Below are 12451 nucleotides of genomic sequence, written 5' to 3'. Positions count from 1 at the left end.
TATTAATGCTTGAAGACGTAAAAAAAGGGTGTTATAATTATTGTTCAGACAAGTAAAAAGACATAGATATTTTAGGAGCGTAGATATGACGAAAGGCAAACTGTTTGTGATTTCGGGACCTTCCGGAGCCGGTAAGGGAACGATTTGTAAAGAAGTGTTAGACGAAGAAAGAAATATCAGGATGTCTGTCTCCATGACGACGCGGATGCCCCGAAAAGGAGAGATTGATAAGGTTCACTATCATTTCGTGGATCAGCAGTCTTTTGAGCAGCTGATCGAAGACGGCGGATTCATGGAATATGCCAACGTATATGGCAATTTTTACGGCACTCCTAAAAAAAATGTCATGGAATGGCTGGAACAGGGAATAGATGTAATACTGGAAATAGACGTACAGGGAGCCTTGCAGGTGAAAAAATCTTATCCGGAAGGGGTGTTCATTTTCATACTGCCGCCATCTATAGAAGAACTGAAAAACAGGATAAAATCCAGAGGTTCGGAGACTGAGGAGACCATGGCCAGACGACTTGGAACAGCTCTTTCTGAGATATCGTCCATAGACCAGTACGATTACAGAGTGATAAACGAAGAGCTTGATGTGGCTATAAATCGTGTAAGAGCTATAATAACAGCCGAACAGTGTAAACTAAACGACATAGAGGTTGACAATATCGTCAGCAGATATAAGGAGGAGTTATAATGTTATACCCATCTATAAATAAAATCAGGACTAAAGTAGACAGCAGATATACTTTAGTGATCCTGGCAGCAAAAAGAGCCAGAGATATAATAGAGGGCATGCCGAAACTTACTGAGGCAGATGTTGAAAAGCCTGTTTCAATAGCAGCCAATGAGATTGCTGAAGATCTGATAACTTACAGAGAAAACGATATTGAATAGAGCAATGTCTGTTAAAACGGCATTATGTCGTATATTTTAAACGGAAAATACCCCCTTAATGTGAAACAATAATATTGTATCAGGAAGGGGGTTTTGATTTTGAATAAATTTATTATTAGTAAGAGACAGGAGACATATATACTTCGGCTAAATGATATCCTGTACATGGAAAAAAATCTTCGGAAAATAAAAGTATATATTGACGGTGAATTTTATCCGGAACAATCATGTATTGAATTTTACGGTAAGTTTCCCGATGTTATGAGGCATCTGGACAGGCGGTTTATGCACTGTCACAGAAGCTATGTAATAAATATGGATAAAATAGTTGTAATGTCGCACAATACTATTTTCATGGAGAAAAATTTAAAAGTATATATGGGGAGAAATACATATTCTAAAGCTAAAGAAATTCTTGGAAGATATCTTGCAAAAAAATTTGGGTAAATATTGTTAAAACCATTGCAATCAAAGGAGTTTTGTAGTATAGTAACAGTTGGTCTTATTTTATTGTGAGATCAGAAGATATTTATAGTTTACACATGGCAGAATTCCGGGAACCGGTGCCTTGATAGTGGACAGATTACCGCTTTGGAGGTTTTTCCCGGTGTGTACTGCGGTGGAAGAAGAAAACCGAGAGGAGAAAACAACATGTCAGTAATTTCAATGAAACAATTATTGGAAGCAGGTGTGCATTTCGGACACCAGACAAGAAGATGGAACCCTAAGATGGCTCCTTACATTTTTACAGAAAGAAACGGAATATATATTATCGACTTGCAGAAGACTGTCAAGAAGATAGATGAAGCATATGCTTTCATGAAGGAAGTGGCAGAAAGCGGAAAACCGATTCTTTTTGTAGGAACCAAGAAGCAGGCTCAGGCTGCTATCCTTGATGAGGCCAAGAGATGTGATATGTACTATGTAAATCAGAGATGGCTGGGCGGTATGCTTACAAATTACAAGACCATATCCGGAAGAATAAAGAGACTTAACGATATAAAGACTATGGAAGAAGACGGAACTTTTGAAAAGCTGTCAAAGAAGGAAGTTATCAAGCTCAGACTGGAACTCGAAAAGTTAGAGAAGTTCTTGGGCGGAATCAAAGACATGAAGGGTATGCCTGGAGCTATATTTGTTGTCGACCCTAAGAAAGAAAAGATTGCCGTAAAAGAAGCAAGGATTCTGGGAATCCCTGTTGTGGGTATTGTAGATACAAACTGTGATCCTGATGATGTCGACTATATAATTCCTGCAAATGACGATGCTATCAGAGCGGTCAAGCTAATTGCAGGATGTATGGCAGATGCTATCATTGAAGCTAAGCAGGGCGAAAGCTTTGACGAAGGCGAAGAGGCAGGTTCTGCCGAAGCTGCCGAATCTGAAGATGCTGCAGAAATCGCAGAAGAAAAGGCAGAAGCTTAATAGTAGGATAATGATTTGCATAAGAGCAATTAATATAGGAGGAACGATATCATGGCTGTAACAGCTCAGATGGTAAAAGAACTGCGTGAAATGACAGGCGCAGGTATGATGGATTGTAAGAAGGTTTTAGTGGAAACCGATGGAGATATGGATAAGGCAGTGGAGCTTTTAAGAGAAAAAGGTCTTGCTAAAGCAGCTAAGAAAGCAGGCAGAGTTGCTGCCATGGGTCTTGTTAAAACTGCCTTTGCTGAAGACGGAAAGGCTGCGGCTATCGTTGAGGTGAATTCCGAAACAGATTTTGTTGCAAAGAATGATGAATTCGTATCATTTGTAGAGACGCTGGCTAAAATGGCTCTTGAAAATGATGCTGCCGATATGGATGCTTTCATGGCACTCCCTTACGGAGATGAAGGAAGCGTTCAGGATGTTCTTACCAATAAGATTGCTACTATAGGCGAAAACATGAGCATCAGGAGATTTGAAAGGCTTGCGGAACCGGGTGTTGTATATACTGGATATATTCACGGCAACGGAAGTATTGGTGTAATAGTAGGTATCAAGACTGATGCTACTGCTGATGATATAGCTGTAGTAGGTAAGGATGTTGCTATGCAGGTAGCATCTATGAATCCTAAATTTCTTGATGAAACTCAGGTGGATCAGGATTGGCTTGCATCTGAAACAGAAATCGCTAAACAGCAGCTCCTCAATGAAGGCAAAAAGGAAGAACTTCTTGATAGAATCATTCCAGGTAAGATTAAGGCGATACTTAAGGAAGTATGCCTTGTTGATCAAAAGTTCGTTAAGGATGGAGATCTTACAGTTAAAGAGTATGTTGACGGCGCGGCTAAGTCAGCCGGAAAAGATATGGCTGTAGCATCGATGATAAGATATGAAGTCGGTGAAGGAATTGAGAAGAAAGAAGAAGATTTTGCAGCAGAAGTAGCCGCACAGCAGGCAGCAGCTGCTAAGAAATAAGAACCTGTCAACAGACGGCAGTATTTGCTTCGCAAGTCTCCACCTCAAGCTGTTGACAGAACCTTGATTCGGGTGATGGCACCCAAAATAAGCAAAGCAGATGAGAAAGCAGGGAGACCTATCTCAATGAGGGACGAATCGCAGGAAGGTCCCCCGTCAGAGCTGCAGGAGCTATGCTCCGTGACAGCTTATGGCGCAACTGAATAATATAACTTTAAAACCCTTGAAAAATGTCCATTTATCAGGCACTTCAAGGGTTTTTTGCTTGTTCTAATCAGATTTCCTCTTTGTGGTATAATTATATGAAATACAAAGATATGATACAGATGGATATTTTTCTTGAATCATCACCGAATTGCTTATGGTTCCGGAATATCAGGAACAAGATATTAGAAGTAAACTTTTTCAACCCGTAAAAGATAATAATCCTGCTTTGTTATATTTTGGATCGCAGTCGGAAGCAGAACTTTTTATGAGAAAAACGTGCGTACGAAAAGTTTAAATCTTATATAATGAGAAATAGAATGATAATAGAAATTTGAGGCGTATGACGGCGCTAAGTAAAGAATGTTTGTGGTTCATTTTAGGACATTATCTGAGTTAGAAGAAATCATTTATGAGGTAATGATGATGAGGTTTATTATTTTGGAGAAATTATAGTTGGCATCTATGATGACAGACTGCTTATAAATATAGTAAAATCAGCAATTATTCACAATTTGTGAAATGGAAAATTATTTTTTGTGGAGGTAGTACTTGGAAATTAGGTATATAACGCCATCAGATGATAGGATGCAAGTAAGTAGAATATATGAAGAGAGTTGGAAGTGTGTGTATAAGAATATTATTCCTCAAAAATTTCTTGATTCAATTGAAGAGGGGAGCTGGGCCACGGTATTGGATTCTCCTGGTTGGAATACTCTTGTATGTGTTGAGGATGGAAAGTATATAGGGACGAGCAGTTTTTGCAAGTCGCGTTTCTCTGATTATCCTACATACGGAGAGATTATTTCGATTTATCTGCTCCCGGATTATATAGGAAAGGGATACGGGGGGAAATTATTTGATAAAGCGGTTTCTGAACTAAAAAAACAAGGGTACGAAAAGTTACTTTTATGGGTATTGGAAGATAATACTTCAGCAAAAGAATTTTATATAAAGCATAATTTCATCCAAACAGATAATGTTATGAACGATGATATTGGAGGGAAACAACTTCGTGAAGTAATGTATGTATCTAAAAATGAAAAGTAAAATTCTTATCTTTAAAAATTTAAATATACAAAAATATGCTGCTGATATATAATTAACATATAGAATCAAATGACAGTGATACATGGGTTGTATATCTTTGACTGAACAAATTATAAAATAGGAGGAAGAATAATGGGACTTATTAAAGCGGCTTTAGGTGCAGCAGGAGGTGCTTTGGCAGATCAATGGAGAGACTTTTTCAGTTGTGACTCTATGGATGAAAACGTTCTGGTTGTCAAAGGAACTAAAAAAAGTTCAGATCGTTCATCCAATAAAAGAGGAGAAACTAATGTTATATCAGACGGCTCAGGTATAGCTGTTGCTGATGGACAGTGTATGATGATTGTGGAACAGGGAAAAGTGATAGAGTTTTGTGCAGAGCCGGGATTATTCACCTATAGGAATGATTTGACTCCGTCTATTTTTGCAGGGGAATTTGAATTTGATTTGGAAGGTGCCGCAAGAGATGCATGGGAACGTTTTACGTTTGGCGGCGGAGTCGGTAAGGATCAGAGGATTTATTATTTTAATATCAAGGAAATTTACGGCAATAAATATGGGACCATGAATCCGGTGCCGTTTAAGGTGGTTATAGATAAAGATTCGGGAAAAAGCCTGGGAGTAGATCTTAGATGTAATGGCGAATATTCATATAGGATTGTGAATCCCATGCTTTTTTATACAAACGTGTGCGGAAATGTGGAAAACCGATTTGAGCGCGGAGAAATTGAGAGTCAGATGAAGTCAGAACTCCTTAAAGCTCTTCAGCCGGCTCTTGCCAGGGTATCTGCCATGGGTGTGGATTACAGTGAGATTCCTCTTTATACAGATATGATAGCTGACGGCCTCAATGATGTCTTAACAAAGGAATGGATTGAACGGCGAGGAGTGCAGATTGTTTCATTTGGAGTGAATTCTGTGTCGGTTTCAGAAAAAGATAAGCTGAAAATACAAAATCTTCAGCAAGCTGTTATGATGTCAGATCCTACTATGGCGGCAGGAAATCTTGTGCAGGCGCAAGCGGATGCGATGAGAGCTGCTGCAGAAAATGAAAATGGAGCAATGGGAGGATTTGTAGGAATGGGCATGGCAGGAATGGCAGGCGGTATGAATTCTGAGAATCTTTTTGAAATGGGAAGAAAGCAGCAGAACACAGAACAGCGGGCACAGCCGCAGACATCTGCAGGAGATGCGGAAGAATGGACATGTAAATGCGGAACCACTACAGCAGGAAAATTCTGTCCTGAATGTGGGAACCCTAAGCCCGATAAAACAGAAGAATGGACGTGCAAATGCGGAATCACTACAGCAGGAAAATTCTGTCCTCAATGCGGAAGTCCAAGGCCTGAAAAAGCTGCTGGGTGGACATGTGAATGCGGGGCAGTAAACAAAGGAAAGTTCTGTACGGAATGCGGAGCAAAGAAACCGGCGGAGGCATCTTTATATAAGTGTGACAAGTGTGGATGGGAACCTGAAAATCCGCAAAAGCCTCCTAAATTCTGTCCTCAATGCGGAGATATATTTGATGATAATGATGTAAGATAGGAGAGTTATAGTTATGGAGTATGAATGTCCTGCCTGCGGAGGATCACTTACATTTGATTCTAAAAGCCAGAAAATTAAATGTCCTTTTTGTGACAGTGAATATGAAATTTCGCAGTTTGAAGAAAATGACGGTATGAACTGGGAAGTACGGCCCGGAAGCCAATGGGATGAAGGGGAAGAAAGCAGCATGGAAGTTTACAGCTGCAATTCGTGTGGAGGAGAAATTGTCTGTGAAGATACGACTGTATCAACAAGCTGTCCTTACTGCGGCAATCCTGTAGTTTTGAAAGGGAAGCTTTCGGGAATGCTGAAGCCGGATTATGTGATACCTTTTAAACTTGATAAAAACGCAGCCAAGGCAGCGCTGAGGAGACATGTAAGCAGTAAAAAACTGGTTCCGGCGCTTTTTAAGGATGAAAATCATATAGATGAGATAAAAGGTGTTTATATACCATTTTGGCTGTTCAATGCAAACGTTTCTGCAAATATGAATTACAGAGGTGAAAGGATCAGAAGCTGGAGTGACAGCAAGCATAATTATGTAGAACACAGTTATTATGATATTTACCGAGAGGGCAATGTTATATTTGATAATATTCCGGTTGACGGTTCTCTGAAGATGCCGAATGATTTGATGGAATCTATAGAGCCCTTTGATTTTAGCGAGGCTGTTGAATTTAAAAAATCGTATTTGGCAGGATATATGGCTGACAAATACGATATCGATGCCAAAGATAGTATAGATATAGCTAATAATCGGGTCAAAACCAGTACAGAAGATATTTTCCGGGATACTGTTGGCGGATACAGTTCTGTTATACCTCAGAGCAGTGTTGTAAATCTGCAGCATGGCAGCGCGCAGTATGCTTTATATCCGGTTTGGCTTCTGAATACAACATGGCAGGGAAATACATATACATTTGCGATGAATGGGCAGACAGGGAAGTTCATAGGAGATCTCCCTATGGATAAAAAGGCCTATTGGAAAAAATTCCGTATGATGGCAGGAATTTTCGCGGTTATCGGGACAGTGCTCGCTGCTGTTATTGATTATATGTTTGTATAGGAGGCAGCAGAAATGAGAAAACAAATATTGTTGATTGCAGTCAGTGTGTTTTTGATTATAGGATTTTTTACAGTGTCTGTAACGGCAGCTGAAGCAGGAAGCGGCAAAGTATTATGTTTGGATTCTGCTTATTGTGTAAAATCCGACGAAGACCTTGCTGCACTGAATGATAAGTTAAATGATATATCTGCAAGGCAGAATTGTGAAGTGGTAATATATACTACAAATACGTTTGATGGTAAGACGCCAACAGATTATGCCGATGATTATTATGATGCATCAGGATACGGATGGGGAAAAGACAAAAGCGGAATATTGTTTGTCATAAATCCTCAGAGCAGAGATTGGGCGATAAGCACATGTGGATTCGGCATAACGGCATTTACCGATGCGGGACAGGAATACATGGTTGAACAGATGTCCGGTGCGCTTTCGGAAAATGATTACTTGACTGCTTTTAATCAATACGCTGATCTGTGTGATGAGTTTATTACTCAGGCCCGTACCGGAGAACCTTATGACAATGGCAGTTTGCCTGGAGAAGAGAAAGATATAAATCTGGCTGTTGATATTATAATAGGATTGGTGATTGGCATTATTATAGCTTTTATAATTGTGGGAACAGATAAAGCTGCTCTTAAGACTGTAAGGAGGCAAGCTGATGCAAATAACTATATTCGTTCGGGAAGTCTTCGTCTTACGAGGCAGCATGATAATTTCCTATATAAAAATGTTGATGTAACCGAAAGAGAATCTTCCTCGGGAAGTAGTACACATACGAGTTCCTCAGGAGCAACGCATGGAGGCTCTTCAGGAAAATTTTAAATATTGGCAGAGCGGATATTGATGGAGCGCTATCCGATATTATGGATTTCGAGTTTTAAGATTCTACGATTAAAACGGTATATACCCATTGAGAGGATAATCTTCTTGATGGGTTTTTACATAAGATCTGATATAGTATCTTAGGTTTGTCAATTGGGACAGAAGGAAAAGGGTTATATAATAGGAAAGCAGAGTATCAAAGGAAGAAAAGCTAATTGACATAAAAGCCGGAAAATTATGAAGCTATGAAAAAAATAATTATAGCTGGAAAGGGAATATGAAGTATGAATTTAAGTCAGTATTTAGAGTTCGTTAATGGCGGCAATACCGTTGTAGGAAATTCGGAGGAACATAAGTTTATGCATGAAGCCGCACAGGAGGCTATTAAGATTACAATGGAAATAAATACTTCCTATCATGAAACAGAAGAACTGAGAGAGCTGTTTTGTAAGCTGACCGGCAAAAGGGTAGATGATGGTTTTTCTTTGTTTCCGCCTTTCTATACGGATTTTGGGAAAAATATACATATAGGAAAGAATGTATTTATAAATGCAGGATGTAAGTTTCAGGATCAAGGTGGAATTTACATAGGAGATGGAAGTTTAATAGGACATAATGTTGTATTGGCAACTATTAACCATGATTTTTCTCCTGATAACAGAGCAACGATGCACCTTGCTCCCATCCACATAGGCAAAAATGTATGGATTGGTTCAAATGCAGTGGTTTTACCCGGTGTAACCATTGGTGACGGCGCTATTGTTGCAGCAGGAGCTGTAGTTTCTAAAGACATTGAGGAAAATCTCATTGTTGGAGGCGTGCCGGCGAAAAAAATAAAATCTTTATGATTAAGATAATTTATATCTGGAGGGATTATTTATGCCGGAAGCTTTAAAAAACAAGTTTTATAATAGTAATCATATTCACAGGTTAGCTGTCAGTGTAAAAAGTGTATATCCATCATTTCGGACTGTTGATTTTGTAGATGATGTCATGGACGAAGCGTGGGATGAAGCGGGTTTGAAAGCCCGCATGAGGAAAATCACTGTGAATCTGGGTAAATATCTGCCTTCTGATTATGAGCAGGCGATCAGTATCATTGACAAAGTAATTAATGAGTATCCTGAGGGTTTCAATGATTACGCCCTTATGTATTTTCCGGACTTTGTAGAAGTTTACGGACAGAGTGAGTGCTATTGGGATTTATCCATATCTGCATTGGAACGCTATACCAAGATTTCATCTTCGGAGTTTGCGGTGAGACCGTTTATTATAACATATGAGGATCGTATGATGCGTCAAATGTCTGTTTGGGCAGAGCATGATAATGATCATGTCCGCCGTCTTGCCAGTGAAGGATGCCGGCCGATGCTTCCTTGGGCGCAGGTATTGATCAGTTTTAAGAAAAATCCGCTGCCTGTTTTAGATATTTTAGAAAAACTGAAAGATGATCCATCACTGTATGTACGTAAAAGTGTCGCTAATAATCTTAATGATATCTCAAAGACACATCCTGAATTGATCATTCAGATTGCAAATAAGTGGTTTGGCAAAAGCCGTTATACTGACTGGATCATAAAGCATGGGTGTAGAACCTTGCTTAAAAAAGGGAATAAAGATGTTTTGAAGATTTTTGGTTTCGGAGATTGTGAATGTATTGATATTCATGAATTCGTATTGGGTGAGAAAGATGTTTATATTGGAAATGAGATGTCATTTTCATTCGTTATATCCTCTAAGGCAGACTCTGAGGTGCGCCTTGAATATGGTGTTGATTATATTAGAGCAAACGGCAGGCGAAGCCGAAAGGTATTTTGGATATCTGAGATATTTCTGAAATCAGGTGAAGAAAGATTTTATATGAAACGGCATTCGTTTGCAGATCGGAGCACGAGAAAACACTATCCGGGGACACATTCTGTTTCGCTTATTGTCAATGGCTCAGAATACAGGACTTTGGATTTTGATGTAAAATGTTCTGAGATAACATAGAGCAGATAAATGATAAAAAACTTTCCGTTACTTTTTTGCGGAAAGGTGAGATGGAATATTTCTTGAACAGGATGTTGTTTTAGTTTTGTGGGGAGAATGTAGGAACTGCAGAATACCCATGATGTATACGGGAGCAAAAAGGTTTAAAATCTTTGCCGCTCCTGTTTTTTGTTGCAGATTATGTTTTTTTATGTTTTTACATAAATGCCATTGACTATTTTTTAAAAAATGAGATAATTAAACTATAGTACAAATTGGACTACAGTTCAATTCGGAAATTGCAGGAGAGAAGAAAGGCGGGATGTTTTTATGGGAGCAGAAAGCGGCAAAAGAGCCGTGACTAAGCGGACTATCATGAAGGCAGCAAGAAAACTGTATGAAAAACAGGGTATAGAGAATACTGCTTTCAGTGATATCGCAGAGGAAGCAGGCGTTTCACGCAGCACTGTTTTCAATTATTTCGCCAGTACCAGCGATCTTCTTACCGCCTTGTGCGGACAGGAAGTGAATGACCTGCAGGAAGCGTACGATGAAAGCGGATGCTGTGGAAGAGAAGGTATCATGTGTATTTTTGACACTCTCCTTATGGATACAGCATGTTATCCTCAGCTGGTTACTCAGCTTATTTATACGGCAGTGATGAGCGGTGAGGAAAATAATCCGCTGAGGATGATCGAACAGCTCATCCGCAAAAATCTCCAGGGAAAAGAATCCTGCAAGGAAGAAAAAATAATTCTTCTTACAGGTGCTTATTATGGAATAGTCAATCATTATCATCTTCATGATATGGCTTTTGATGCTGACAAGATGAAGAAAGAAATGAGAAATATGATCGACATGATTTTGGGATGAAGGGAATACTGAGAGAAAACAATATGGGTTACGGGATACTGACATGATCCGAAGGGAGGAAACTAATATGGCAGTTAAAGTGATCACTTATGATGTCGGAACGACAGGATTAAAAGTTTGTTTGTTCGATATTTCCGCAGAAGAGAGTGTGAAGTATTTAGCAGGAGAGACAGAGCATTATGCTCTTCATGTATTGGAAAACGGAGGCGTAGAGCAGGATCCGGATGATTGGTGGAGCGCTATGGCCGAAGGTACGAAGAAGCTCCTTGAAAAAAGTGGTACTGCAAAAGAGGAAATAAAAGGAATTTCATTTTGTTCTCAGTTTCAAACTGTAGTTATGGTGGATGAAGAAGGGAACCCTTTGCGCAGAGCTATGAGCTGTATGGACAGCAGAGCTGATAAACAGTTTAAAGATTGTATGAGCACCGGTATAAAAGTGGAAGGTCTGGATATAATCAAGGTTCTGAAATACATGAGGACTACCGGGGCAGTATCAGGAAGTGCCAAAGATCCTGCATGGAAATATCTCTGGGTGAAAGAAAATGAGCCCGAGATTTTTGAAAAGACATATAAATGGCTGGATGCAAAAGAATATCTTATATGTAAGGCTACCGGAAATATGAAAGCAAGCAGAGATGATGCCTGCGGTACCTTCCTATATGATGTACATAAAAATTGTTGGAGTGAGAAACTCTGCAAAATGCTTAAGATCGATATGAAACATCTGCCTGAAGTATGCGCTTCTACTGATGAAGTTGGCAAAATGCTTCCGCATGCTGCGGCAGAGCTGGGCCTTGCCGAAGGTACTCCTGTATTCTCAGGCGGAAGCGATGTCAGCCTATGTTCCGTAGGAGCCGGATGTGTAGAGGTGGGAGATGTTCTCATATATTCAGGTACGTCGGGATGGGTGGCTACTACAGTAGACAAATTGCACCTTGATCTTGGCAACCTCATCGGAGCGCTTATAGGAGTTGATCCTACTACATATAACTATATCGCTGAAGTAGAGACTTCCGGGAAGTGTATGGAATGGGTGAAAGACCGTATGGATCAGATGGGTATGGACTACGATGAAATGATAGAGTATATCAAAGATACTCCTGCAGGCAGCAACGGTGTTGTTTTCTCGCCTTGGATGCATGGAAACAGATGTCCTTTTGATGATGCCAACTCAAGAGGAATGTTTTTCAATCTTGATATTACAACAAGAGGCAGCGATCTGATGAAGTCAGTTATAGAAGGTGTATGTATGCACATGCGCTGGCTGCTTGAATGTACGGAGAAATCATTTGAGACAAATCCTGTTGTGAGATTTTCGGGCGGAAGTGCTATTGCGCCGTATATATGCCAGGTGATGGCTGATGTTCTTGGAAGAGATGTTGAAACTATCGAAAGTCCTCGTCAGGTAGGGGCAATGGGAGCGGCAGCTTTGACGGCAGTAAGCCTTGGCATGTTGGACGATATCAAGGATATCAAAAAGATCATCAAGGTAGATACTACTTATAAACCAAACCTTGCAAATTATGAAGTTTATACGAAGATAATGCCTGTATTTAAGGAATTACATAAAAACAATAAAAAAGCATATGAAATATTGAATGGAGGTAAGTAAAA

General features: G+C 39.6%; 13 protein-coding genes and 1 pseudogene. All 14 read left to right on the top strand.

The genetic code is table 11. The features are described 5' to 3' along the window. Positions 1–85 precede the first annotated feature (85 nt). The gene (gene gmk, locus H8692_RS00505) at positions 86–700 is read left to right on the top strand and encodes a guanylate kinase (protein ID WP_187524735.1); all 615 of its coding nucleotides are present in this window, start codon (positions 86–88) and stop codon (positions 698–700) included. Further along, positions 700–900: a DNA-directed RNA polymerase subunit omega gene (gene rpoZ, locus H8692_RS00500; protein WP_177268680.1), complete on the top strand. Its 201-nt coding sequence runs from the start codon at positions 700–702 to the stop codon at positions 898–900. Before gmk ends, rpoZ begins: the two co-directional genes overlap by 1 nt. Before the next feature lie 99 nt (positions 901–999). Then, positions 1000–1347 carry a LytTR family DNA-binding domain-containing protein gene (locus tag H8692_RS00495; RefSeq protein ID WP_177268682.1) on the top strand — a complete coding sequence of 116 codons (348 nt, stop codon included), beginning with the start codon at positions 1000–1002 and terminating at the stop codon, positions 1345–1347. A gap of 204 nt (positions 1348–1551) precedes the next feature. Continuing rightward, positions 1552–2325 carry a 30S ribosomal protein S2 gene (gene rpsB / locus H8692_RS00490; protein ID WP_177268685.1) on the top strand — a complete coding sequence of 258 codons (774 nt, stop codon included), beginning with the start codon at positions 1552–1554 and terminating at the stop codon, positions 2323–2325. A 51-nt stretch (positions 2326–2376) separates the two neighbouring features. Continuing rightward, entirely contained in the window at positions 2377–3303 is a 927-nt protein-coding gene (tsf, locus tag H8692_RS00485) for a translation elongation factor Ts (RefSeq protein ID WP_177268687.1), read from the top strand. 547 nt (positions 3304–3850) lie between these two features. Beyond that, positions 3851–4013: pseudogene (locus H8692_RS10690) on the top strand (TfoX/Sxy family protein); the annotation flags it as partial. A 46-nt stretch (positions 4014–4059) separates the two neighbouring features. Further along, the gene (locus H8692_RS00480; protein WP_177268689.1) at positions 4060–4557 is read left to right on the top strand and encodes a GNAT family N-acetyltransferase; all 498 of its coding nucleotides are present in this window, start codon (positions 4060–4062) and stop codon (positions 4555–4557) included. A 132-nt stretch (positions 4558–4689) separates the two neighbouring features. Continuing rightward, positions 4690–6102 (top strand): SPFH domain-containing protein, encoded by a 1413-nt coding sequence (locus H8692_RS00475; RefSeq protein ID WP_177268691.1) that lies wholly within the window; start codon positions 4690–4692, stop codon positions 6100–6102. Between the two features lie 13 nt (positions 6103–6115). Next, entirely contained in the window at positions 6116–7168 is a 1053-nt protein-coding gene (locus tag H8692_RS00470; protein WP_177268693.1) for a TFIIB-type zinc ribbon-containing protein, read from the top strand. Between the two features lie 12 nt (positions 7169–7180). Beyond that, entirely contained in the window at positions 7181–7993 is an 813-nt protein-coding gene (locus H8692_RS00465; RefSeq protein WP_177268695.1) for a TPM domain-containing protein, read from the top strand. A gap of 284 nt (positions 7994–8277) precedes the next feature. After that, positions 8278–8841, top strand: coding sequence for a sugar O-acetyltransferase (locus H8692_RS00460; protein WP_177268697.1), 564 nt, complete (start codon positions 8278–8280; stop codon positions 8839–8841). A 31-nt stretch (positions 8842–8872) separates the two neighbouring features. Continuing rightward, a complete protein-coding gene (locus H8692_RS00455; RefSeq protein WP_177268699.1) occupies positions 8873–9985 on the top strand; it encodes a DNA alkylation repair protein in 1113 nt (370 codons plus the stop codon). 309 nt (positions 9986–10294) lie between these two features. Further along, positions 10295–10837: a TetR/AcrR family transcriptional regulator gene (locus H8692_RS00450; protein ID WP_177268701.1), complete on the top strand. Its 543-nt coding sequence runs from the start codon at positions 10295–10297 to the stop codon at positions 10835–10837. 67 nt (positions 10838–10904) lie between these two features. Then, entirely contained in the window at positions 10905–12449 is a 1545-nt protein-coding gene (locus tag H8692_RS00445; protein ID WP_177268703.1) for a xylulokinase, read from the top strand. The last annotated feature ends 2 nt before the right edge of the window (positions 12450–12451 follow it).

Source organism: Lentihominibacter hominis, from assembly GCF_014385065.1.
In the GTDB taxonomy this organism is placed as follows: domain Bacteria; phylum Bacillota; class Clostridia; order Peptostreptococcales; family Anaerovoracaceae; genus Lentihominibacter; species Lentihominibacter hominis.
The sequence above is the reverse complement of the archived record's forward strand: the minus strand, read 5'-3'. Positions and strand labels throughout refer to the sequence as shown.

Coding starts and splice junctions, on each gene's coding strand:
- H8692_RS00455 (WP_177268699.1), top strand. CDS start 8,873: ATGCCGGAAGCTTTAAAAAACAAGTTTTATAATAGTAATCATATTCAC.
- gmk (WP_187524735.1), top strand. CDS start 86: ATGACGAAAGGCAAACTGTTTGTGATTTCGGGACCTTCCGGAGCCGGT.
- H8692_RS00445 (WP_177268703.1), top strand. CDS start 10,905: ATGGCAGTTAAAGTGATCACTTATGATGTCGGAACGACAGGATTAAAA.
- H8692_RS00470 (WP_177268693.1), top strand. CDS start 6,116: ATGGAGTATGAATGTCCTGCCTGCGGAGGATCACTTACATTTGATTCT.
- H8692_RS00460 (WP_177268697.1), top strand. CDS start 8,278: ATGAATTTAAGTCAGTATTTAGAGTTCGTTAATGGCGGCAATACCGTT.
- H8692_RS00465 (WP_177268695.1), top strand. CDS start 7,181: ATGAGAAAACAAATATTGTTGATTGCAGTCAGTGTGTTTTTGATTATA.
- rpoZ (WP_177268680.1), top strand. CDS start 700: ATGTTATACCCATCTATAAATAAAATCAGGACTAAAGTAGACAGCAGA.
- H8692_RS00475 (WP_177268691.1), top strand. CDS start 4,690: ATGGGACTTATTAAAGCGGCTTTAGGTGCAGCAGGAGGTGCTTTGGCA.
- tsf (WP_177268687.1), top strand. CDS start 2,377: ATGGCTGTAACAGCTCAGATGGTAAAAGAACTGCGTGAAATGACAGGC.
- rpsB (WP_177268685.1), top strand. CDS start 1,552: ATGTCAGTAATTTCAATGAAACAATTATTGGAAGCAGGTGTGCATTTC.
- H8692_RS00450 (WP_177268701.1), top strand. CDS start 10,295: ATGGGAGCAGAAAGCGGCAAAAGAGCCGTGACTAAGCGGACTATCATG.